This window comes from Limobrevibacterium gyesilva, assembly GCF_025989185.1.
Lineage (GTDB): Bacteria > Pseudomonadota > Alphaproteobacteria > Acetobacterales > Acetobacteraceae > Limobrevibacterium > Limobrevibacterium gyesilva.
This window is the reverse complement of the sequence record NZ_JAPDNT010000006.1, coordinates 1-23,482: the sequence shown is the minus strand read 5'-3', so window position 1 is coordinate 23,482 and position 23,482 is coordinate 1. Positions and strand designations below refer to the sequence as shown.

At 64.6% G+C, this 23,482-nt stretch carries 17 protein-coding genes and 5 pseudogenes; 15 read left to right on the top strand and 7 right to left on the bottom strand.

From position 1 onward, the window contains the following. Positions 1-107: 107 nt before the first annotated feature. Both OL599_RS10245 and OL599_RS10240 read right to left on the bottom strand, forming a co-directional pair. A pseudogene (locus OL599_RS10245) lies at positions 108-763 on the bottom strand (IS6 family transposase). Positions 764-1,573: 810 nt separating this feature from the next. After that, a complete protein-coding gene (locus OL599_RS10240; protein ID WP_264713627.1) occupies positions 1,574-1,705 on the bottom strand; it encodes a hypothetical protein in 132 nt (43 codons plus the stop codon). Positions 1,706-2,918: 1,213 nt separating this feature from the next. Between OL599_RS10240 and OL599_RS26160 the strand changes: the two are divergent. Beyond that, positions 2,919-3,071 (top strand): annotated as a pseudogene (locus OL599_RS26160) (DDE-type integrase/transposase/recombinase); the annotation flags it as partial. Between the two features lie 61 nt (positions 3,072-3,132). Beyond that, a pseudogene (locus tag OL599_RS10235) lies at positions 3,133-3,645 on the top strand (transposase); the annotation flags it as partial. On the opposite strand, the pseudogene OL599_RS10230 reads toward OL599_RS10235, so the two are convergent. Together OL599_RS10230 and OL599_RS10225 are read right to left on the bottom strand one after the other, a co-directional pair. Continuing rightward, positions 3,633-4,169, bottom strand: a pseudogene (locus OL599_RS10230) (IS110 family transposase); the annotation flags it as partial. The pseudogenes OL599_RS10235 and OL599_RS10230 overlap by 13 nt on opposite strands. Before the next feature lie 257 nt (positions 4,170-4,426). Beyond that, a pseudogene (locus OL599_RS10225) lies at positions 4,427-4,696 on the bottom strand (transposase); the annotation flags it as partial. Positions 4,697-5,169: 473 nt separating this feature from the next. Between OL599_RS10225 and OL599_RS10220 the strand changes: the two are divergent. Beyond that, on the top strand, positions 5,170-5,634 hold the full coding sequence (locus OL599_RS10220; protein ID WP_264713626.1) for a cation:proton antiporter domain-containing protein: 465 nt from the start codon (positions 5,170-5,172) through the stop codon (positions 5,632-5,634). Here the strand turns inward: OL599_RS10220 and OL599_RS10215 are convergent. Then, positions 5,600-6,411, bottom strand: a protein-coding gene (locus tag OL599_RS10215; RefSeq protein ID WP_264713625.1) for an IS5 family transposase whose coding sequence is annotated in 2 segments (ribosomal slippage) — positions 5,600-6,066 and positions 6,066-6,411 — 813 coding nt in all. Because the reading frame shifts where the segments join, the coding sequence is not laid out codon by codon here. The genes OL599_RS10220 and OL599_RS10215 overlap by 35 nt on opposite strands. Positions 6,412-6,843: 432 nt before the next feature. On the opposite strand from OL599_RS10215, the gene OL599_RS10210 reads away from it, so the two are divergent. Both OL599_RS10210 and OL599_RS10205 read left to right on the top strand, forming a co-directional pair. Next, on the top strand, positions 6,844-8,100 hold the full coding sequence (locus tag OL599_RS10210; RefSeq protein ID WP_264713624.1) for an efflux RND transporter periplasmic adaptor subunit: 1,257 nt from the start codon (positions 6,844-6,846) through the stop codon (positions 8,098-8,100). 13 nt (positions 8,101-8,113) lie between these two features. Continuing rightward, positions 8,114-11,287 (top strand): efflux RND transporter permease subunit, encoded by a 3,174-nt coding sequence (locus OL599_RS10205; protein ID WP_264713623.1) that lies wholly within the window; start codon positions 8,114-8,116, stop codon positions 11,285-11,287. Positions 11,288-11,595: 308 nt separating this feature from the next. Here OL599_RS10205 and OL599_RS10200 read toward each other — a convergent pair whose 3' ends face one another. Continuing rightward, positions 11,596-12,435, bottom strand: coding sequence for an IclR family transcriptional regulator (locus OL599_RS10200; protein WP_264713622.1), 840 nt, complete (start codon positions 12,433-12,435; stop codon positions 11,596-11,598). 80 nt (positions 12,436-12,515) lie between these two features. Here OL599_RS10200 and OL599_RS10195 point away from each other — a divergent pair, with 80 nt between their 5' ends. The 6 genes from OL599_RS10195 (at position 12,516) to OL599_RS10170 (ending at position 20,506) form a co-directional block, all read left to right on the top strand. Then, positions 12,516-13,589: an extracellular solute-binding protein gene (locus OL599_RS10195; RefSeq protein ID WP_264713621.1), complete on the top strand. Its 1,074-nt coding sequence runs from the start codon at positions 12,516-12,518 to the stop codon at positions 13,587-13,589. A 69-nt stretch (positions 13,590-13,658) separates the two neighbouring features. Then, positions 13,659-14,735 (top strand): ABC transporter ATP-binding protein, encoded by a 1,077-nt coding sequence (locus OL599_RS10190; protein WP_264713619.1) that lies wholly within the window; start codon positions 13,659-13,661, stop codon positions 14,733-14,735. Then, a complete protein-coding gene (locus tag OL599_RS10185; RefSeq protein WP_264713618.1) occupies positions 14,735-15,595 on the top strand; it encodes an ABC transporter permease in 861 nt (286 codons plus the stop codon). The genes OL599_RS10190 and OL599_RS10185 overlap by 1 nt, the downstream gene beginning before the upstream one ends. Before the next feature lie 86 nt (positions 15,596-15,681). Further along, positions 15,682-16,395, top strand: a complete 714-nt coding sequence (locus OL599_RS10180) for an ABC transporter permease (protein ID WP_264713617.1) — start codon at positions 15,682-15,684, stop codon at positions 16,393-16,395. After that, a complete protein-coding gene (locus tag OL599_RS10175) occupies positions 16,392-18,446 on the top strand; it encodes a hydantoinase/oxoprolinase family protein (protein ID WP_264713616.1) in 2,055 nt (684 codons plus the stop codon). Before OL599_RS10180 ends, OL599_RS10175 begins: the two co-directional genes overlap by 4 nt. Continuing rightward, the gene (locus OL599_RS10170; RefSeq protein ID WP_264713615.1) at positions 18,443-20,506 is read left to right on the top strand and encodes a hydantoinase B/oxoprolinase family protein; all 2,064 of its coding nucleotides are present in this window, start codon (positions 18,443-18,445) and stop codon (positions 20,504-20,506) included. Before OL599_RS10175 ends, OL599_RS10170 begins: the two co-directional genes overlap by 4 nt. Positions 20,507-20,519: 13 nt before the next feature. Here the strand turns inward: OL599_RS10170 and OL599_RS10165 are convergent, their stop codons facing one another. Continuing rightward, the gene (locus OL599_RS10165) at positions 20,520-21,044 is read right to left on the bottom strand and encodes a transposase (protein ID WP_408886932.1); all 525 of its coding nucleotides are present in this window, start codon (positions 21,042-21,044) and stop codon (positions 20,520-20,522) included. A gap of 108 nt (positions 21,045-21,152) precedes the next feature. Between OL599_RS10165 and OL599_RS10160 the strand changes: the two genes are divergently transcribed. The 4 genes from OL599_RS10160 (at position 21,153) to tnpC (ending at position 23,354) form a co-directional block, all read left to right on the top strand. Continuing rightward, positions 21,153-21,620, top strand: coding sequence for an IS701 family transposase (locus OL599_RS10160; RefSeq protein WP_264713614.1), 468 nt, complete (start codon positions 21,153-21,155; stop codon positions 21,618-21,620). A 46-nt stretch (positions 21,621-21,666) separates the two neighbouring features. Next, complete coding sequence (tnpA, locus tag OL599_RS10155; RefSeq protein ID WP_264713613.1) at positions 21,667-22,050, top strand: IS66-like element accessory protein TnpA; 384 nt, start codon at positions 21,667-21,669, stop codon at positions 22,048-22,050. Next, positions 22,047-22,394: an IS66 family insertion sequence element accessory protein TnpB gene (tnpB, locus tag OL599_RS10150; RefSeq protein ID WP_264713612.1), complete on the top strand. Its 348-nt coding sequence runs from the start codon at positions 22,047-22,049 to the stop codon at positions 22,392-22,394. The genes tnpA and tnpB overlap by 4 nt, the downstream gene beginning before the upstream one ends. 63 nt (positions 22,395-22,457) lie before the next feature. After that, entirely contained in the window at positions 22,458-23,354 is an 897-nt protein-coding gene (gene tnpC, locus OL599_RS10145; protein WP_264713611.1) for an IS66 family transposase, read from the top strand. The last annotated feature ends 128 nt before the right edge of the window (positions 23,355-23,482 follow it).

Here is a 23,482-nt window from a genome sequence, read left to right as displayed (position 1 = left end):
ATTGCCAACTTAACCGATGCCGAGACGTGGGAGGGCAATCGGCAGGCGACAGCAACGCATCACGCTGTTTGCTGGACGCAGGTTTCCTGTCGCCAGATCCGGAATGTCTACGACCGCGCGCGACGGTCGCGGGCTGCGGGCAAGAGATGGCGCCGTGGCCGGAAGTGACCGTAGATCATGGCGTGCGTCGACAGGAGCCGCTATGCCTGATCTGGCGACTTGAACCTCTGCATCTGCCGCTCTCGTCGCCGAGTGGATCGATACGACTTCTCGGCTCGATTGTTCAAATACCTGCTCGTCCGATGCCGGGCATCGGGCAGAACCGCTCGCTGAGCAACACCGTAGCTGCGCAGGCCGTCAGTGACGAGGCGTCGTGGCTTGTATCTCAGCCCATGCAGTTGCAGAAACGCCTCGCAGCCGCGCCGTTGCGCCGATCCTACACCAGGATGTCCAGCACGACGCCGTGCTGATCTACCGCGCGCCACAGATAGGGCACCACGCCGCGGATGCGGATGAACACCTCATCGAGGTGCCAGGTATCGCCGGGCTGCGGTCGTCGCCGGCGCAGTCTTCTGGCGAAGCCGGCACCGAACTTCCGGCACCAGTGCCGGATGCTTTCGTGGGTCACCACGATGTCGGGCTCGGCCAAGATCAGCTCGACGTCACGTAGGCTGAGGCCAAAGACGTGATACAGCCAAGCCGCGTGGCTGATGATCTCGGCCGGAAACCGGTGCCGGTAATAGGTGCTGGGCTGTGGTATCATCCCGCCAGCCTCGCCCAACGTCCGTCCAGGCGCCACTCGTTGTTAACTTGGCAATGCCGGGTGGCATCCTGTTGCTTCGTCGTGGCCCCGACACGAAGGCGCCGACGCCGGATTGAACAGCCTTCCCTCTGGTCGGACCTCTCTCGCTAAGCTAGGCGTCTGCCTTGCCTTCACATGCTGACCTTCGGCCCGCGAGCACGCCGTTGCGTTGCCACACGTCCAGGTCCCAGGACTTCTCGGCTGGATCAGGCTCTTTCGAAAGCGGAGAACACAAGTTCCGAATGGAGAAACACATATCAGGAAGGACGTAACACCTGTTCCGTGTCGGGCAACGGCATTCCGGAAAGACGGAACGCGGGCGCAATCAGCCGGGACGCCGTATTCCGGCGCGGATCGGCCAGCGCCATTCGCACCAAGCGCCTGGGCCGTGACAGGGCAGGAACACACCACGCCGTTTGTCAGCGCAGTCCGCTGCGGCCTGGGTGTCCGACAGGCCCTGGTCCAGCGCGCGGGTCAGGTTGATGGTGGCCTTCTGTCAGAGCTGACCGCAACGATCCTGCTCGGACACACGGCAACCTGCCGTAGGCCCACGGCAGGTTGCCGGAGCCATACGGTATTTTACGGTGCCGCCATTGGGGGTAACGTCGCCTTCACACCCAGAATCCCGATCTGCGCGTCGGTGATCACCTGTCTGGACTCGGGCAACACGTTTGCCGCTTGGGTCCGCGCGAACGGCAACGGGTCCCGGGGCATTCTGCCAGCCTCGTGTCGAAGCATTGGTCCCATCCTGGCTGTGGCAGTACTGAGCCGCTAGGCGATCACGCCCTCGTAGATGTGCCGCCACACCTGACGTCCGCCGTCGCGCGGTGCATGACGGGCCGGGCCGCGACCCTGGGTCACGGCGGCCTTCCTGGCCTCCAGCCCGGGGAGTGTGGCCGTCATTCTGCCAGGCACCGAAGGGCTGTTCGGTCTGCGGCCAGACCTGAGGAAAGGCAGCCGAAGCGCTCGATGCGGCGACTTCCGCGCCGATGTTTCACGACTACCCTCAGTCACGGCTGGCCTACCGGTTGGTTGGATGACGTCAGGGAGCCGCTCTGGGCACCGACACCAAATGCAGACGCCGGTTCAAATGCGCAATTTCCTAGCTATCAGAAGCTCTCCGCTGCGGCCGCCCTGTCGGGATCCACCGCTGCCGTTGTCAGCCGAGACCGGCCTTTCTCTCGAGTTATGGCGCCCCGCCATTCGTTCGGGTGACGCGTCATCCGATGTTTGCCTCTTCGCAAGTTCGGTCTCGTCCCCCCGTTACTCCGGGATCGCGTAACACATTTTCGGAAACAGCACCGGTGTCGGTGTCTGCGATCGGCACGGGGTATGGCACCCGCAGTCGTAAGCCGGGGCACCACGGGAATGGTGCAGCGCATGCTCCAAGCCGGCCATGTGGCCCGGGTGGCCCTCGTCACCAAGCCCACTTCAGCCGACTGAAACCTGAGACGGGCGCGCTGAAACTCAAGCTTGCGGGCCGACATCGAGCGGATTCCAGCACATCGGCCAAGCATGCCGATGCCACGTTCGCAGGCGGCTCAAATACGATGTCGGCCGTACCGATCTGATGTCAGGCATACACGGGGGCGTCACTCGACGGCGGAGCGGGGAGGGATCTGTCCTCTCGTCGGGGCGAAAGGGCGACCGGTGCTGACCAAGGCAATGTCGCTACGACGGGAGTGAGAGTTGTTTCGATTAAACTGCGCGTGCGGCGGGTACGCGTCGATGTGCTGCCCCCTCCGAGGGTTCTGTCAGCCCTTGCGCCAGTCGTTGGATGGGTCACGCTGTCTCCGGTGTGAGGGGATGAAACGGGATGCTGTGCCCGAAATGTCGATCGACGTCTATCAGCGAGCGGCCTGAGCGGACCACGCAAGGCTATCGCCGGTTCCGCTGCGGGCACCGCTGCAAGAAGTTCAACGAACGTAGCGCCGGTGTGCTCAATCGTGTACAGTATCCCAGTGATGTCATCGCTCTCGTGGTGTTCTGGCGGTTGCGCTACAAGCTCAGCCTGCGGGATCTTGCCGAGATGTTCCTGACACGCGGGTTCATCTTCAGCTACGAGGCCGTGCGCGATTGGGAAGCCAAGCTGACGCCAGCATTGGCGGAGAACTCGCGCCGGCGACGCAAAGGCAGAGTCGGTCGGAGCTGGTACGTTGATGAGACGTATATCCGGGTGCGTGGCCGATGGCGGTATCTCTATAGGGCGATCGATCGCGACGGCGCTTTGGTCGACGTCATGCTGAGCGAGTACCGCGATCTCGCAGCCGGGGGGTGTTGGAAATTTTGTGTGGAGGGTCATACAGTTACCCTGAGGGCAGGAGGGATATATGACGATCCGGACCGAGTTGATCGAGGAGTTGCTGGCGGGCAAGGATCCGCAGGAAGTATTCGCGCAGGATGGGCTTCTGGACGAGCTGAAGAAGGCGTTAGCGGAGCGGATCCTCAATGCCGAGATGGATCAGCACCTGGCCTCGGAGCGGGCCGAGGCGGACGGGGGCGATCCGCGCAATCACCGCAACGGCCATAGCCGCAAGACCGTGTTGAGCGGGACCGGCAAGCTGGAACTGCAGGTGCCGAGAGACCGGCAGGCCAGCTTCGAGCCGCAGCTGATCGCCAAATATCGCCGGCGTTTCCCGGACTTCGATGAGAAGATCGTCTCGCTCTACGCCCGGGGCATGACGGTGCGCGAGATCCAGGGCCATCTGCGCGAGCTCTACGGCATCGACGTCTCGCCGGACCTGATCAGCGTCGTCACCGATGCCGTTCTGGAGCAGGTGGCGGAATGGCAGAACCGGCCGCCCGATGCGCTCTATGCCCTGGTGTTCGTCACGGCAAAGCGCTCGTCCACGGGAAGGAGTTGTTCCGCAAGCCATGCGCGGCCTTTTGGACCGAAGAGGTCCGCTGCCGGACAGGGTGGGACACGGTGCGAATGCAGGATCGACTGCACGATGTTCTTCAGACGCGTGCGCTGGCGTACCAGCTGGTTTCGCCGGGTAACCTGACGGCGCAGCGCTTGGGTCCGCTCGTCGGGCACCCATACTTCTGGCAGGAACCCGCTCGCGTAGACCCGGGCCAGCACCGATGCATCGATGCTGTCGGTTTTGATCTTCGCGTGCGCGATCAGCCGTACCTGCTGCGGATTGGCGATCACCACGCGACCGGCGTGCGGGCGCAAGACCTCGGACACCGCCGCGGCATTCCCGGTCGCCTCGATCACGACATGATCGTTATGGGTCAGCGACCGCGCAAACACCGCCAGCCGGTCTCGACGCATCTCGATCCGACCAAGCCGGATGAGGCTTCTGGCTTCCAGCGCCACCGCTTCCGCGAAGACGCGGTGGATATCCAGTCCGATGATACGCACCCTTCTGCCCCTCCTCGGTTAAGCCGACGGGAGCCAACGGGCAACACGACACATACAGATCCGCGCTCACGGCGCATCCGGGCCAGTCGCAGAGGCGGCCACGTAACGAGCTCGAGCTCTCGGCTCACAGTCTGATCGACGGCCTGCCCGCACCTACGTGCTCCCGATGCCTCTCGTCCCGGATGGTCGCACCATAGCGCCGACCCGCATCTTGGATCAGCCGAACGCAAGGCACCGAAATCATCATGCCGGATAACGGCGTCATTGACGTCCTCATAGCCAGCGAGGCGGCCAAACACGAACTGTCGCCACTGCCCCGTCTATAGATGACGGGTGTTCTTGTCCCGACGGCACGCCGACGCCACTGCACCTGCGAGATCAGTGAGGCCGAGCACGTCATCCAGTTCTCGATGCACCAGGATGCCGTCATCGGAAGTGATGCGGCTGCCATGGAATTCCAGCTTCAGGCGGCGGTCAAAACCGACCCGCAGAGCGCTATCATCCGATTCACCCGCTGGGTGTCCCATGAACCCACTACCATGACCAACGTAACGTCCGGATATTCAGGGCAGATTTGGCCGATTCGTACAACTATATTGTCGTTCATAGGGGAAATCCGGGCTTAGAGGAGGGTGACTGACCTCTCTGGCTGGGCGAGGCAGAGGGCGATCCGGCGCCGTTGCTGCGGCCTGCGCCGGATCCCACATTGCGGACGTGACCTGTGAGCGGGAAGGTGAACAGTCCGCGGAACAACGGGCCGGAGCTGCCGGACCCGGCTCCGTGACAACGGTCCTCGTGTAACCTATCGAACGTAGAGCCGGCGCAGCGCGCTCCTGTCCGGTGACACCGTGTCGGCTCATCCGCGAGATGAGCGTTTCCGCGGACCGGAGGTCGCGGCCCGGCCACTGGCTGAAATGGCCGCGGCTGCCTCCCGTAGCGCCACGAGAGTGTCCGTCCCATTTCCGGTGATCGGCATGGCTACGCACCGATAGAGTGACCGATGAGTCTTCGCAAGTCTATCAAGTCGTTCTCGGGCGCTTCGCTCGGCTCGTCCTTCGTTGTGGTCATAGTGGCGCCAGCGACCTTGGCGGCGAATGAAGCGCATAGGCAGCCCTCCGAGGTCCTATTCGTCACGCAGATCGTCCTGCTGCTGATCGTCGGACGGCTGCTTGGCGAAGGGATGCAGCGCCTCGGTCAACCCGCCATCATGGGACAGTTGCTCGCCGGCATCCTGTTGGGCCCTTCCGCGCTGGGTGCCCTGCTGCCCGATGTCCAGCACGCCATCTTCCCGATGACCGGGGAGCAGAAGGGCATGCTCGACGCCGTGTCTCAGCTTGGCATCCTGATGCTGCTCCTGCTGACAGGCATGGAGACCGATCTCGCCCTGACTGCGAAGATGCGCCGCGCCGCAGTCAGCCTTAGAGCGCCTTTCAAAACCGTCCTGCCAATGCGCGCATGCAGATGAGCGAACAGGCGAGTGAGGTGAAGGCGTGATGGATGTCGAGCCTTCGTTCATAGCGGATGGTGTGCTGTCTGAATTTGTTGAACCATGCGAAGCTGCGCTCGATCACGCATCGGTGGTGGCCGAGCTTCTGGCTTGTCTCCACGCCGCGCCAGGCGATGCGTGGCTTGATACGGCGACGCAGGCAGGCGCGCCGGCAGCGCCGGTGGTCGTAGGCTTTGTCGGCGTGCAGCTTGTCGGGTCTGCGTCGCGGTCGGCCGCGCTTGCCTGCGACATGCGGCACAGCTTCCAACAGGTCGTCGAATGGCATGCTGCCGTGGACATTGGCCCCGGTCAGCAGAAAGGCGAGCGGGATGCCGCGGCGATCCGTGATCAGATGGCGTTTGGTGCCCGGCCTGCCTCGGTCGGTCGGGTTCGGACCTGTCGCGACACCTCCTTTTTGGCCGCGATGGACGAGCTGTCCATGCAGGCCCGGCTCCAATCGATGCGGTCTGCGTCATGCAGCTGGCGCAGCAACTCGCGGTGCAGGCGGTTCCACACCCCGTCCGCTTGCCAGTCGCGCAGTCGCCGCCAGCAGGTCACGCCCGACCCGCAACCCATCTCCGCCGGCAGCATCTCCCATGGAATGCCAGTGCGCAGCACGAACAGGATGCCGGTCAAAGCCGCGTGCGCGGAAACAGACGGCCGACCGCCCTTGGGCTTAGGCGGAACAGGTGGCAGCATCGGCTCGATGATCAGCCACAGCGATTCGGGCAAAGGGGAGCGGGCATCCCTCCTCATGAATCAGGCTCGATCCGAGTACAAGGGTTTTGAAAGGCGTTCTAAGGTGATGATCCCAGCCGGGAAGCGATGGCGATAGGGAGGATAGGGTAACGGCCTCATCCCACCAATCTTGCCCAGCTCGGCTCGGCCTGCCAGCCAAGGTGACCGCGACGATGTCTATCGCGTTGCTGGGCGGGCGCCGCACTGGCGGCCACGACCGGTCCCGAACACATCCAGCCTTTGCCAGCTGGTCCGGAATGCGCGATATTGTCACCTGACGACGCGTCCATGCGGAAAGGCGCGATCGAAACTGCTTTGCGCCCATAGCCGCAACGCGACAGCCAGCGTTCGACACTGGATCGGGCTTGTCGGCACGGCCTAATTTGTCATAAAGAGTAGCCATTCCCGTGTCTGCCGCCGCTGAGGTCGAAGACCGGGGAGAGTTTTTTAATGAAAACGCAACGTCGTTGGCGGTTCCTCGACATATTTCTCGGGTGCCTTGCTGCAACAACAGTTGCCCGTGCTGCAGCGGCTCAGGATGGACCGCCTGCGCCGCAGGTGGCATTCGCTGTTCCCCTCGCTCGGCGCGTCGCGCAATGGGACGAGTACACCGGCCGCTTCGAGGCCGTACAGCGCGTGGAGGTGCGGCCGCGCGTCTCAGGCTATATCGCTGCGATCCATTTCACGGACGGTGCGATCGTCGCCAAAGGCGATGTGCTGTTCACCATCGACCCGCGGCCCTACGAAATTGCTGTTGAGCAAGCGCGCGCCGACGTTTTGCGTAACCAGGCGCAGGTACAACAGGCGGCGGTAGATTTCAGCCGAGCGCAGGATCTGGTAAGAACTGCCGCGGTGACGGTGCGCGAGCTCGACCAACGGCGCGCGACGCTCGACGTTGACCGCGCCCAGCTTATGTCTGCCGAAGCCTCGCGACGCAACGCCGAGCTCAACCTGGAATGGACACGCGTGACCGCACCCTTCGCCGGGCGAATCTCCGACCGCAAGGTGGACGCCGGCAATCTGGTCACCGGCACCGGCGACCCGACACTGCTGACCACTATCGTGACACTTGACCCGATCCATTTCGTGTTCGAGGCATCAGAGACCGATTACATCCGCTATGCCCGACTCAACGCGAGCGGCCAGCGGCCGTCCTCGCGCGATGTGCCGAATCCCGTGCAGGTGCGGCTTAGCGACGAGACGGAATGGACGCATATGGGCCGGATGAACTTCGTTGACAACGAGGTGAACGCGCATTCCGGCACCATCCGCGGCCGCGCGGTGTTCGATAACAAGGACTATTTCTTTGCGCCGGGCACGTTCGGGCGACTACGCGTGTTCGGCGGCTTCATGGACGTCCTGCTGGTGCCGGATGGTTCAGTGGTGTCGGACCAGGCACGCAAGATCCTGTTCACAGTCGGCGCCGACAATAAGGTCGTGGCGAAGCCGGTGACGCAGGGACCGATTGCGCTCGGGCTTCGGGTTGTTGTCGCCGGTCTTGCGCCGGATGACAAGGTGATCATCGGCGGACTCGCGAACCCATTCGTTCGTCCAGGCGCCGTGGTGAAGCCGACGCCCGGAGAGATCATGCCGGTTGAAGCGAAGCCGGATGCTGGCGCGGTGCCGGCGCGGCCGCTCGAGGTGAAAGCGGGGGAGGTGAAGGCGGGCAGCGATGCCAAGCCCGCCGAGCGGCCGGCCACAAACTGAGCGCGCGCGGCTCATGCGCTTCTCGCATTTCTTCATCGACCGTCCGGTCTTCGCGACCGTCCTGTCGCTGATCCTGATAATCGCGGGCTCGATTGTTCAGAGTAGCCTGCCGATCTCGGAATACCCGGAGATCGCGCCGCCAACGGTGAACATCCGGGCCGTATATCCCGGCGCCTCCGCGCAGGTGCTGGCCGAGACGGTGGCAACGCCAATCGAGCAGGAGGTGAACGGCGTAGACAACATGCTCTATGTCGTGTCGCAGTCGGTGGGCGACGGGACTCTGTCAATCGACGTCGTCTTCAAGCCCGGCACCAACATCGATACCGCACAGGTGCTGGTGCAGAACCGCGTGTCGGTCGCCGAGCCGAGACTGCCGGAGGACGTGCGGCGGCTCGGTGTCACGGTGCGCAAGGCCTCGCCTGACCTTATGATGGTCGTGCACATGATCACGACCGATGGCTCGCGTGACCAGCAATACATCTCCAACTACGCGACACTCTACATCAAGGATGTTCTAGCTCGGCTCGACGGCGTGGGCGACGTGCGCATCTTCGGCGCGCGTGACTACTCGATGCGCGTCTGGCTCGACCCCGGCAAGGTGGCGGCGCGCGGGCTCAGTGGGGCCGACGTGGTGGCTGCGCTGCGGGCGGCCAATTTGCAGGTTGCGGCCGGCGCGATGAATCAGCCGCCTGCGAAATCCGAAGGAGCGTTCCAGCTTTCGGTGCAGACACTCGGGCGGCTCGTTGAGGAGGAGCAGTTCGGCGACATCGTAGTCCGCGCCGACCCCGACGGCGGCTATGTGCGCATCCGCGACATCGGCCGCGTCGAGCTCGGTTCGCAGGACTATACGATCAACGCATATCTCAACCGGGACGTTGCAACCGCGATCATTATCTTCCAGCGCCCTGGTTCCAACGCGCTCACCACCGCCGCCGCGGTGAAGGCGGCGATGGAGGAGGCGAAGCGCAACTTTCCGCCGGGGATGGACTATCGGGTGGTGTACAACCCGACCGAGTTCATCCAGCAATCCGTGAACGAGGTGGTGCGCACCTTGTTCGAGGCGATCGGCCTCGTCGTGGTCGTCGTCATCGTGTTCCTGCAGACCTGGCGGGCGGCGATCATCCCTGTTGTCGCAATCCCGATCTCGCTGATCGGCTGCTTCCTGCTGATGGGCGCAGTCGGCATCACTTTCAACACGCTGTCGCTCTTCGGCCTCGTGCTTGCGATCGGCATCGTTGTAGACGACGCGATCGTGGTGGTGGAAAATGTAGAACGCTACATCAGCCAGGGCCTCACGCCGCGCGAGGCCGCACACAAGACAATGGACGAAGTGGGCACTGCTCTGGTGGCGATCGCGCTCGTGCTGTGCGCGGTGTTCATCCCGACCGCCTTCATCAGCGGCTTGCAGGGCGCGTTCTACCGACAGTTTGCGATCACCATCGCGGCTGCCACAGTGATCTCCTGCTTCGTCTCGCTCACCCTCTCGCCGGCGCTCGCCGTAATCCTGCTGAAACCGCACGAGGCGGCGCCGAAGCCCACGCTGCTGTGGCGGCTTGCCGCGCCGGTGCGCTGGTTCTTCGCGGGCTTCAACTTCGTGTTCGACCGGCTGTCGCGCGGCTACGGGGCGATGACCCGACGGCTGGTGCGAGTCGGCGCGGTCGCTCTCGTGGTATATGCAGGGCTTATCTTTTTCGCCTACGACCGTCTCGCCAAGACACCCACGGGCCTTATCCCGCAGCTCGACCGCGGCTACCTGATCACCGCATTCCAGTTGCCGCCGGGCGCGTCGCTGAGCCGGACGGATACAGTGGTCCGGCAGGCGTCGAAAATCATCCTTGAACGGCCGGGTGTGCAGAACGCAGTGGCATTCGTCGGATTTGACGGGGCCACCTTCACCAACGCGCCGAACACCGGCGTGATCTTCGTTCCGCTCAAGCCGTTTGAGCAGCGCGTGCCACTTGGGCTTACCGCCGCGCGCATCCGCGCCGACCTGCAGCAACAGCTCGCACTATTGAGTGATGCCTTCACCTTTGTGCTGGAACCCCCCTCGGTGCCGGGCATCGGCACCGGCGGCGGGCTTAAGCTCTACGTGCAGGACCGCGCGGGACGCGGGTTGCCGGCGCTCGAGCAGGCCACCTGGATCGTCGCCGGGTCAGCCGCGGGGATGTCGGGCTTCAACCAGGCTTTCACGCTATTCAACACGCACACGCCACAAGTCTATGCTGATATCGACCGCACCAAGGCGGAGAAGCTCGGTGTGCCGATCGACAGCGTGTTCGAGGCGCTGTCGGTTTATATGGGTTCGGCCTATATCAACGACTTCAACCTGCTGGGCCGCACCTACCAGGTGAACGCACAGGCCGACAACCAGTATCGCCTGACCTTGCGCGACGTGGAGAACCTGAAGGCGCGCAACAACCGCGGCGACATGGTGCCGATCGGCGCAGTGGCGACATTCCGTGACACGACAGGGCCGTTCCGTGTGCCGCGCTACAATCTCTACCCGGCGGCCGAGGTCCAGCTTAATTTGAACCGCGGCTTTTCGACCGGACAAGGGATCGCCGCGATCGAGAAGATCGCGCATGAGCGACTGCCGCAGGGCTTCGGCTTCGAGTGGACCGAGATCGCGCTGCAGGAGAAGCTCGCCGGCAACACCGCGATCATCGCGTTTGGGCTCGCCGTGGTGTTCGTGTACCTGCTGCTGGCGGCGCTGTACGAGAGCTGGCTGCTGCCGCTCGCGGTGGTGCTGATCGTGCCGATGTGCATCCTCGCCGCGATGCTCGGCGTGAACGCGCGCGGGCTCGACCGGAACATCCTGGTGGAAATAGGCCTGGTGGTACTGGTTGGGCTGGCGGCGAAGAACGCCATCCTGATTGTGGAGTTCGCCAAGCAGGCCGAGGACGAAGGGGCGAACCGCTTCGATGCGGCGGTGGCAGCGGCCCGGACAAGGTTGAGGCCGATCCTGATGACCTCGCTCGCCTTCATATTCGGCGTGGTACCGCTCGCGGTGGCGACCGGCGCGGGTGCAGAGATGCGGCAGAGCCTGGGCACTGCGGTGTTCGCCGGGATGCTGGGCGTGACGCTGTTCGGGTTGGTGTTCACGCCGGTGTTCTACGTGCTGGCCCGATGGCCGGCGCGGGCAGGACGACGGCCGGTTGAACGAACGGAATCGGGATCGACAAGCTGAAGGCGTGAGGCGTAGAGGTTTCTATTTGATCTGACGGACTGTCGATCTGGCGTGGTGGGTGTCCGCCGGATCGAGCTGTTGAATCCCCCTTCTACGCAGCCTCAGCTACGTTCTGCTTTTCGCGCGCCCAGGCCGCGGAGTTTTGCGAGCTGTATGCCCTGTGACCGGTCATTGACCGTCTCTCGGTCGGGCCATCGCGTGCCGGCGATGTATCGGCGGAGATCGACGAGCTGCTTTGACACGAGGGGTAGAGTCATCCCCCTTCATGATTCAGCTCCGAACAGCGTACAAGTGTTTCGAAAGGCGTTCTAAATCGCGCACGATGCTGCCGGAGCCGATGACGGCGTGGCGTCCTGGACCACGGATCTCGCCAACCAGACCAGCCGTGGCCCTATTTCGCCCACTAGTTGTTCGGCCTTCAGCTGATAGGCCGGCGCACCACAGTTCAGCGCGTAGAGCGGTTCGCCGGGGCGGCTTCGGACCGGCACGCCGACCGTATGCACGCCAGATTCGAATTCGCCTATGCTGACGCAGAAGCCGTGGGTCGCGACCTCCTCGCGTGCCCGCTCGATCTTCTGCCTGGCAATCTGCCATGCGGCCTCGTCGGCAAGCTTGATCTCGTCCATGGCGCCGGCAAAATCCGCCTCGTCGAGCCCCGCGAGATAAGCCCAGCCCATGGCAGAGCGGCAGAGCGGCAGCCACGATCCGACGTCGAAGCGAAAGGGCACGGGGGAGGGCCCCTTGCAGCATTCGAGATAGATCATGTTGTGCTGGTGGCGCGCGCCGAGCGAGACCGAGGCCCGCGCCTCGTCGGCCAGCGCCTGCATGCTCGGGCGAATGCGGTAGCGCAGCGGGATGCCACCGAGAAAGGCGTAGCTCAGGGTCAGCACGACAGGTGTCAGCCTGTAGCCCTGTGCAGCGGGGTCATAGGAGAGGTAACCCAGTGCGACTAGGCTGCCCGTCAACCGCGATACCGAGGAAGGCGGAATGCCGGTGCGACGCGAGATCTCATGATTCTGCAGAGCCGCATCGCCGGATCGGTACGCCCGCAGGATATCGAGGCCTCTGGCGAGCGGAGCGATGACGGGAAACGACGCATTCTTGGGCGAATTGCTTCTAGGTCTGGCCATTTCCCTCTTATATTCCATATTACGGAAAATGAAACCCGTATTGCAGAATTCATTTTTAGTGCTAGCGTCGTCCTCACAGACGCTGTCGGAGACCTATCATGACCGTTTCGCGCTCCCCGACTTTCGGTTCACAGGCACTGTCGCGTCGCGCTTTCACGGCGGCCGGCGCGGCAAGCGTCGCGATGAGCTTCTGTGGCCGGGGCGCGCGGGCGCGGGAGACGGCCTTTACGATCATGACGGTCGGCGGCACCTGGGGCGACGCGATCCGCAAGATCATCGCCGAACCCTTCGCCAAGGCTCATAATTTACGACTTACCTTCGACAACCGGCCAAATGCCCAGCAGCTCGCGGCCCTCCAGGCGAGCCGCGGCCAGCCGACAATCGACACGATCGAGCTCGGCGGCCCGCGCATGGGCCAGGCGATCGCGCTTGGTCTTATCAGCAAGATCGACCAGGCGCTGGCGCCGAATATCAAGCGCGTGTTCCCGGTGCTGAGGAACGACTACTGGGCTGCGCGCAGCATCGCGCCCTGGGTGCTGTCGTTCGACAAGCGGGTATTCTCGAAGGAAGAGGTCGAGCAGCGCGGCTGGTCGATCCTGACCGACCCGAAGGTCAAGGGGCGCGTCGCCATCCCGAATTTCGGCTGGATGGGCGAGGTGTGGCTCAACTCGGTCAACCAGGCTGCCGGTGCCCGCTATGATCAGCTCGATCCGGCCTTTGCGCTCGCCCGCAAGGTGACCAAGGAGAATGGTGGCGTCGTCATGATCTCCAACGACCAGGGCATGAAGCTGTTCTCCACCGGCGAGATCGTCGTAGCGCCCTTCTGGAGCGGTCGGACGCTCGAGTTGCAGCGCAAGAACCTGCCGCTCAACTTCGCGCTGGTGAGGGGTTGGAGCCCCTATGGCTTCGGCTTCAGCGTCGTCGCCGGCCGCGCCAATCCTGACCTCGCGCAGAAGATGGTCGACTTTTCACTCTCGGACGAGGCCCAGCTCGCCTTCGCCCGCGGTTTCGCCTATGTGCCGACCCTGCAGGGCCTGGAGATTCCGAGCGATATGCCGGATTCCAGGATCGCGCCGGCCGCCTTCGATCTGGCTGCGAACCTCGATTACAGTGAGGTCGTCAAATATTCCGATGCCAGCCTCGAGCGCTGGAACAAGGAAGTCGTCGGGTAGAGCGTCTCCGTCCTTCGCCGCAAGGCGGAAGCCTTTCAATTTCTTGTTCCATCGCCGGCGATCCCCCCCATGATCCAGCTCGAAACCATCGGCAAGCGCTTCGGCGATTTCGAAGCGGTCCGATCCGTCTCGCTGACGATCGGCGAGGGCGAGTTTGTCTCCCTGCTCGGGCCGTCCGGCTGCGGCAAGACGACGACGCTGCGCATCGTCGCGGGTTTCGAGACGCCGAGCTCCGGCCGGCTGCTGATCGGCGGCCGGGACATGACTGGCGTGCCGGTCGAGCGGCGCGGCTTGAGCATGGTGTTCCAGAATTACGCGCTGTTTCCGCATCTCTCCGTGTTCGAGAACGTCGCCTTTGGCCTCAAGCTGAAGCGCATCGCCAAGCCCGAGATCGAGGAACGGGTTCGCAAAGCGCTTGACCAGGTTGGCCTTGTCGGGTTTGACGGCCGCTCGCCCCGGCAATTGTCGGGGGGCCAGCAGCAGCGCGTATCGCTCGCCCGCGCGCTGGTGGTCAATCCGTCGGTGCTGCTGATGGACGAGCCTCTCTCCAATCTCGACCTGAAGCTGCGCGAGCAATTGCGAAGCGAGATCCGCTCGCTGCAACGCTCGCTCGGCATCACCGCCATCTACGTAACCCACGACCAGGACGAGGCCATGGCCATGTCCGACCGGATCGCGGTGATGAATGCCGGCCGCATAGAGCAGGTGGGCGCGGCGCGCGACATCTACGAACGGCCGCGCACGACCTTTGTCGCGAGCTTCATCGGCCAGTGCAATCTGCTGCCGGGCACGCTCGAGGGCACGCGCTTTCGTACCCCTCGCGGGCTGACAATGGATGTCGAGGCCGCAGCCACCTCGTCCTTCGAGCGGGGTGACATCCGCCTCGCCATCCGGCCCGAGACGATCCATTTCGGCGAGGTTGCGGCCGGCAACCGGCTCACCGCCCGCGTGGCGGATGTCGTCTATCTCGGCGACATCGCGCAGGTGACGGTCGCACCGCTCAATGCCGGCGGCGCCGAGGCGGAACCGCTGGTCGCGGCGTGGCGGACGCTGCGTGGCCAGGCGACGCCCGCTGTCGGCGACAGGATCTCCCTTGCGGTCGCACCGGCCGATTGCGTACCGGTCTTCGAGCGGGCGCCCGACTGATGGCCAGCAAAGCGCCCCTCATGTCGCACTCGTGCTGGCTGACCGCGCCGAGCATTGCGGTGATCGCGGCGGTACTTGTCGCGCCGCTCGGCCTGATGCTGCTGTTCAGCTTCTGGGAGTTTGTGCCGGGCAAAATCACGAACTATGCGTTGACCTTCGAGAACTACCGGCGCTTTCTCGGCGATGCATTCTATCTCGGCGTCATCGCCAAGACGGTGCAACTCGGCGTGACCGTGACGGTCCTGTCGCTGGTACTCGGCTATCCCGTTGCCTTCTTCTTGGCGCGGACGAAGAGCCGCCTGCAACCGCTGCTCGTCTATCTCGTCTTTGTGCCGATGATGATCAGCCTGGTGGTGCGCGCCTACGGCTGGATGGTGCTGCTCGGCTATAACGGCGTGGTCAATGCCGTGCTGCTCCGGCTCGGCGTGATCGACATGCCGCTGCGCATGCTGAACAGCGTCACGGCGGTGGTCCTCGGGCTGGTCGAGGTGCTGCTGCCCTTCATGGTCGTGCCGCTTATCGCCGTCCTGAAAGACATCCCGCCATCGGTCGAGGAAGCCGCGCGAGCGCTCGGCGCCGCGCCGGCGCAGGCCTTCTTCAAGGTGACGCTGCCGTTGAGCGTCCCCGGCATCATCTCGGGATCGCTGATCGTCTTTTCGCTTGCCATCACCGCCTATGCCCTGCCGGCCCTGCTCGGGGGCGCACAGGTCAAGATGATCAGCGCCATCGCATATGACTCGATGCTGGTCAGCTACAACTGGCCGTTCAGTTCGGCCGTCGGCATGGTCATGGTCGTCGTGTCGTCGGCCCTGATCTACGGCTACCTGCGTTTTGTTCCGCAGAAAGCGCAGGGCCTATGACGGGGAACAAGCGCTCGCCGGTGTGGATCGCGGTGTCGATCGTGACCGCCTTGACGCTCGCCTTCGTACTGGCGCCGATCATCGTCGTGCTGATCGAAGCCTTCAACGACAGCGATGACATGACTTTCCCGCCTCAGGGCTTGACACTGCGCTGGTTCAGGGCCTTCGTCGAAAACGGCGACTTCGTCACCTCGCTGGTCGTCAGCCTGAAGCTCGGGCTGATCGCCGCCGCCATATCGACCGCGCTCGGCACGATGGCCGGAATAGCGCTGGCGCGCTCCAGGTCATCGAGCGCGTCGCTCGAGACGCTGCTGATGGCGCCGCTCTATGTGCCACGCGTGCTGATCGGCCTGTCGCTCCTGCTGGCGTTCGCCTGGCTCGACGTCACGGGCGCGCTCTGGGGCATGATCCTTGGCCATGTGCTCATCACCATGCCCTATGCCACGCGGACGGTCGCGGTCGGTATGCGGGCGGTCGAGCTCTCAGTGCAAGAAGCCGCCCGCATGCTGGGCGCCACCCGCTGGCAGACATTCCGGCTGGTGACGATGCCGATCATCCGCAGTTCGCTGCTCTCCGGTTTCATCTTCGCGCTGATCATCTCGTTCTCGGACATCTACCTGGCGATCTTCATCTCCGGGCCGGAGACCATCACGCTGCCGATGCGGCTTTTCACCTTCATGGAATGGGACCAGTCGCCGCTGGTCGCCGCCGCTTCGGCGATCCAGATCGCCCTCATCCTGGCCGTCGTCGTCGTGACGGGGCGCCTGTTCGGGCTTTCCGGGCCCGGGAGAGTAGAATGATGTACCCACAGCACAGTCTCGGCATCGATATCGGCGGAACGTTCACCGATTTCGCGCTCTGGCTCGCCGACGAGCGCCGCTTCGTGACCATGAAGGTTCCAACCACACGAGCCCGACCGGCCGCGGGCGTCATCAGCGGCCTCGAGCGCCTTGCCACGGAGCATAACGTCCAGCCCTCTGACATCGGCTATTTCGTCCATGGCACGACCATCGCGCTCAACACGCTGATCGAGCGCGACGGCGCCAGACTCGGGATGCTGGTGACCCGCGGCTTTCGTGATCTGCTCGTCATCCAGCGGCTGCGGATGCCGACACCCTATCACTGGCGGACCGGACGGCCGGAGCCGCTGCTGCCGAGGCGGCATGTGTTCGAGATCACCGAGCGCCTCGGCCCCGATGGCGAGATCGAGACCGATTTCGTCGACGCCGACGTCGATGTCGCGATCGACGCGGCACGCGCAGCGGGGCTCGACGGCCTCGTCGTCTGCTTCATGCACGCTTATCGCAACCCCGTTCACGAGCAGCGCGCGCGCGACTGGATCGGCGCCAAGGCGCCTGATCTCTTCGTCTGCTGCTCTCATGAAATCTGGCCGCGCATGCGAGAATATGAGCGGGCGCTGATCTCGATCATGAACGCCTATGTCATGCCGAAGGTCGACGGCTATCTGGGCGATCTCCAGACGCGGCTGGAAAGCGTGGGGCTGGACGCGACGCCGTTCATAACTCAGTCGGCCGGCGGTATCGTCACCGCGGCAAGCGCCCGGCGCTTTCCGGTCGAGACCTTGCTTTCCGGGCCGGCGGCCGGCGTGATGGGCGCGGTCGAGGCGGCGCGGCTCGTCGGCGTCGGCGATTTCGTCACCCTCGACATCGGCGGCACCAGCGCGGATGTTGCCTTCGTCGACGGCGGCGTTCCGCGCATCAGCCAGAGCGAACACGTCGCGGACTTCCCGTTGCTGATGCCGGTGATCGGCGTCTCGTCAATCGGCGCCGGCGGTGGGTCGATCATCACCGTCGACGAGATGGGCGTGATGCGCGTCGGTCCGACCAGCGTCGGCGCCGATCCGGGACCGGTCTGCTACGGCAAGGGCGGCACCGTGCCGGCGGTGACCGATGCCTTTCTCGTGGGCGGCTTCCTCAACCCCAGGACCTTTGCCGGCGGTCGGCTGGACATCTCGGTGGACGCAGCGCGCCGCGCACTCGTGTCGCTTTCGGGCCGGCTTGGCCGCGACGAGGCCGGCACGGTCGAGGCGGTCATCCAGGTGGCGGTCAGCTCGATCTATGCCGAATTGTCCAACCTCGCCGCCAAGCAGGGCGTGTCGGTACGCGACTATGCGCTGCTGCCGTTCGGCGGCGCCGGTCCATTGCTCGCGGCACCCGTAGCCGAGGAACTCGGCATTCGCCGGATCATCGTCCCGGCCAATCCGGGAACGCTCTGTTCTCTCGGCGCGTTGCTCTCCGATGTCTCAAAACCGTTCGTGCGATCCATCGTCCTGCCGCTGGCGGAAGCCCGGGGCGTGCTCGCGGACGCCTTGCGCGACCTTCGCGACCGGGCGACGACCTGGCTTGCCAGCGAATCCCCCGGGCTTGCCGGCCATCGCTTCGATGTGGCGGCCGACATGCGCTATATCGGCCAGTCCTACGAGATCGACGTCGCGGTGGAGCCGGACTGGCTGACCAGCGGCGATCTGGCGTCGATCTCCGCGGCATTCCACCAGCGCCACCGCGCCATGTTCGCCCATGCCGACGCTGCAGCACCGGTGGAGATCGTCGACCTGCGTCTGACCATTGCCGGGGCGACCGAGAAGCCTTTCGCGGGAGGAGGCTCGAAAATCGAAGCCAAGGCTGCTGCACGAGACACCACGCGTCCGCTGGTGGTCGGCGGCCGCTTCGTGCCGGTTCCGGTCCTCTCACGCCAGGCCATGGCCATCGGCACCAGCATCGCCGGGCCGGCCATCGTCGAACAAGATGACACCACGATCTATGTCGCGCCGGGATGGAATGCGCTCGCACATGAATCCGGCACGCTCATCATGGAAAGACCAGCGCAATGAGCGTCGACGGCGTCCTTCTCGGCATCTTCAACAACTATTTCCGAGCCGCGGCCGAAGCTGCCGGCTACACGCTGGAGCGTACGGCCTACACGACCTTCATCAAGGAAAGTCAGGACTTCACGACCGGCTTGATCACGCCGGCTGGGCAGCATTTCGCATTTCCGGTCTCGATCGGCGCCCAAAGCTATATCGGCATCGATTACTCGACCTTCATCGCCTCTCTCGCACCATGGCGCGAAGGCGATATCGGCATTGCCAACTGCCCCTTCGCCACCAAGGGCGTCTCGACCCACCTTCCTGACTATCACCTCTTGAAGCCGATCTTCGCGGAAGGCGAACTGGTCGCCTTCGCCTGGGCCTTCATCCACTCGTCGGACATGGGCGGGATCGTCGCCGGCAGCATCCAGCCGAGCGCCTACGAGATTTTCCAGGAAGGCATCCGCATCACGCCGAAAAAGCTCTACCGCGAGGGCGTCCTGCAGGAGGACGTCAAGGAGTTCCTTCTCTCCAACGTGCGTATTCCCGACAAGAACTGGGGAGATCTCAATGCCGTTATTTCGGCTCTGGGGATCGCCGACACACGCGTCCGGCAGGCTGTGGTGAAATGGGGGCTGGACGCAGTTCGCGAGGGGCGCGAGGCGCTGATCGACTATACCGAACGCCGTACCCGCGACATCATCCGTACGATGCCCGCGACGGCATGGAGCTTCGAGGACTATCTCGAGGACGATTTCGTCTCCGACGTGCCGGTGCGCGTCAAGCTGCAAGTGTCGAAGGACGGCGCCGACGGCCTGCATTTCGACTTTACCGGCTCCGATCCGCAGGTGCAGGCGGCGTTCAACCTGGCGACCAACGGACGCCATCCGTTCCTGTGTCTCGCCATGTTCGGGTTCTTCCGCACCCGTGACCCGGGGTTGCCGATCAATGCCGGCCTCATCCGGCCGTTCCGCTTCACGGCGCCCGAGGGCACCGTCGTCAATGCGCGCTTTCCGGCCGCGACCGGCGTGCGCTATGCGCTGACGCAGCTGATCTTCACCATCGTGCAGGGCGCGCTGGCGGGCGCCTTCCCCGGCACGGTTCCGGCGGCCGGCGCCGGCCAGGCGACAATCCCGGCCATCTCGACCATCGATCCCAAGACCGGTCAGCGCCAGGTGACGGTCATCCAGCCGATGATCGGCGGGTCCGGCGGCAGGCCCTGGGCCGATGGCGTCGAAGGCTGCGACATTTCACTTGGGTCGCTGCGCAACACACCCTGCGAGATTCTCGAACATGAGGCCGGCCTGCGGGTCCTGACCTATTCGGTCATTCCGGACAGCGGCGGCGCCGGCAATCATCGCGGCGGCAGCGCGCTGCGCCTCGATGTGCGGCTGATGCATCCGAACACCGTATTCACGGCGCGCGGTATGGAGCGCACCAAGTTCCAACCATGGGGTCTCGATGGCGGGCGGGCCGGTGCCCCGGGCGATTGCGTGCTCAATCCCGACACGCCGCGGGCCAAGCGCCTCGGAAAGGTCAATGTCGAGCACCTCTCCGCCGGCGACGTCATCAGCCTGCGCACGCCCGGCGGCGGCGGCTATGGCGACCCGACGACTCGGGCAACTTCCAAGGTGCTCGCCGATGTCCTCGACGGGTTCATCAGCGCTGAGGCGGCGCGGGATGTCTATGGCGTGCTGATCAACCGGGGCGCGGTCGATGAGGCGGCCACGACGTCGAAACGCCAGACGGGCGAGCGAGCCAGTGACGCCCCCCGGTTCGATTTCGGCCCGGAGCGGACGGCCTATATGCGCCAGTTTCCCGCTGCCGTTCTAGACGAACTGAGCGGATTGCTCTCGGGCCTACCGACGAGCCTGCGCTACCGGGCAAAGCAGGTGGCCTTCGTGGCAATGCGGGCCGAATTCCAAGGCGAGCCGGTGGCCACCGGCTGGCTTCGCGCCAATTGGGGCCAAATCGAAGGGCGCCTGATGGGCGTCGCCTTTATCACCCAAACACAGCAACGGCGGAGGGAATCGGGACGCCGCCCTGCGGTGTTCGCCACAGCTGTCGTCCGACAGCCGACCTGACGACAGCGGGCAACTACAGGGCGGGCGTAATTCGAGACCACAGCGGTTTGACGACCTCTCGCTCCTTGCGTGTCCGGCGCCTCGCATGTCCGGCCAGCACTCGTTGGGACCAACGGAAGCCGATCTCATTGAGATACAGGTCGGCATGGGGCGGGCTTATGTGATGGAAGACGCCAGCGACGGTGCGGCGCACGCGGTTGTCGAAGCCTTCGGTTGAATTGGAATGGACGGCGCCGCGCGCATATTCCCGTTCCGAGTGGCGGACGGTGTCGCGTGCAGCAAAGGCCTCACCGATCGACATGAACGACTTCCACTCGTCGCGCATCAGGTGGGCCGACGGATCGACTGTTTCGTCCAACACCCGGCGCGCCTCGTGCTCGGACACGTTGGCAACCACCCGAGCCCGTGCCTTGTATGTCTCGCTCGGCCCCGATTGGCGGTAAGTTGACCGGGCGTCGGCGGACGGAAGCCCGACCCGGCCCGGGGTGCGCGAGCTTGTGGGAGAGCGTGGTGCTCCGTCCGCTGTTTTGTCCGGTATCCCGAACAGTCGCTTGGGCCGCCCGCGCGATCGGTCGACTAGTACTACAGTTGCGTTTTGGGCGAAACCCCGACTCTCTGTATCGCATTGATTCGGGAATATCAGGGAATGCTGGTTGCAACATGGTCCGGTTCGCTGCTGGCCTGGGAACTGGAACTCACCACCTTCAAATCGCAGCTGAGTTCGGCCTTTGGCCGGGCCGAGTTACGGCGCTCGGCCAGCGCCTTCATCGACGGCCTGCTGTCATGCGTGGCACGCAAGACCGGCTGGCAACTGGCTGAACAAGCCGGGCTGGAACGACCATACCGGCTGCAATCCTTGCTGGGCTGCAGCTCCTGGCAGGCGGACACGCTACGCGACCTGGTGCGGGCCGACGTGCTCGCCACGCTGGGGGATGCCGGCGGAGTTCTGGTGGTCGATGAGACCGGTTTCCTCAAGAAGGGTACGCATTCAGTCGGCGTCGCGCGGCAGTATTCCGGCACGGCAGGGCGAGTGGAGAACTGCCAGGTCGGCGTGTTCGTCGTAAGCGTCCGGCGAGTCCGCCTTGTGCTGCGCGGTGCGGCTGGTTCAGCGTAGTGCCATGGCTGGGGACAGAAGTGAGGCGGCCACAGTGGCTGCTCCAATGCAACGGATCGAGATCGTGGGTGATCGGCGCCGAGCGCACGACGCTGGGTTCCGTGCCGAGATGGTGACGCAGTCGCTGGCTGCCGGCGTTGGTGTCAAGGACCTCGCTCGGCGAAACGGCATCTGCGCGAGCCTGATCTATCGCTGGCGACGAGAGCAGCCGGACGTGGAGGCAGGCGCGGGCGCGCACTTGCTGCCGGTCCGGATCGCTTCGGAGAACCCGCCGCCGTGTGTTGCCCCGGCTCCGCCGCGGCCATCGCCTCCAGTGTCACGGCCCGCGGGCTCGATCGAAATCGAGCTTGCCGGCGGCGTCCGGGTTCACGTCGGTGGCGATGTGAGCTTGCCGGCACTGCGTCGTGTCATTGCGGCCTTGCGTGGATGATCGCACCCGCTCCAGGCGTCCGCATCTGGGTGGCGGCCGGGGTGACCGACATGCGGCGCGGCTTTGATGGCCTTGCGTCGCTGGTGCAGCAGCAACTCGGGCACGATCCGTTCGGCGGTGCGCTGTTCATCTTCCGGGGGCGCCGCGGTCATCTGCTGAAGATTCTGGCCTGGGACGGTCAGGGCCTGGTGCTCTATGCCAAGCGGCTGGAACGGGGCAAGTTCGTGTGGCCGCAAGCCAAAGACGGTGTCGTATCGCTGACGCCGGCACAGCTGTCGATGCTCACGGAAGGGATCGACTGGCGGATGCCGGCACGCACCTGGCAGCCGGAGATGATGGGCTGAGACAGGTCTGGCAGCGTCAGGTTTTGCTTGGCGCGACGCGGACGTGTCGGCGAATTTACGGTCATGCCGGACACCACTGCCGCATTGCCCGACGACGTCGCCACCTTGAAGGCGATGTTGCTGGCGCAAACCGCGGAGTTGGCGCAGAGCAGGGCGCTCCGCCAGGCGCAGGAGGCGGATCTGGCTGCGGCCAGGGCCGGGCTCATCGAGCAGCGCTTCGAGATCGAGGCGCTCAAATCGCGGCTTGCCAGGCTGTTGCGACTGACGTTTGGCCGCTCATCGGAGAAGCTCCGTGACCAGGTTGAGCAGCTCGAACTGACGCTCACCGACATTGACGAGATGCTGGGCGAGATCACCCCGGCCAACGGCCCGGCGGACGGGCAGAGTGAGGCTGGAGGACGCAAGCCGGCCCGCCGGCCATTGCCCGAGGCTCTGCCGCGCGACGTCGTCGAGCACGCCGCTGCTTGCGCCTGCCCGGCCTGCGGCGGCGCCTTGCGGCCCTTCGGCGAGGACGTCACGGAGATCCTGGACTATGTGCCGGGATCATTTCGCGTGATCCGGCACGTCCGCCCGAAGCTGTCCTGCCGGAGTTGCGAGACGATTGCGCAGGCGCCGGCGCCCAACCTGCCCATCCGCCGCGGCCGTGCCGGACCTGGTCTGCTGGCGCATGTGCTGGTCGGCAAATACTGCGACCACTTGCCTCTGCACCGCCAAGCCGAGATCTACGCCCGCGAGGACATTGACCTCAGCCGCTCAACGCTGGCCGACATGGTGGGCCAGGTCGCAGCCCTGATACGCCCGCTGGTCGATGCCCTGGCCAAGCATGTGATGGCGGGCGAGCGGGTACACGCCGATGACACGGAAGTGCCGGTGCTGGAGCCGGGCCTGGGCAGGACCCGCAAAGCACGGCTTTGGACCTATCTATGGACGGTCCCCGCTCCGCAAGGACATTCGTGTTGATCCGACGAGTCGTCGGTGCAGCTATCTATCCGGCCTCTTTGGCCTTGCGGCCGCGGGCCTCGATGAGATCCGCGGGGCGGCGCTCAAGTACGTGTGGCGGGCTGTTGCTGCCCGATAGGTCCAACGAG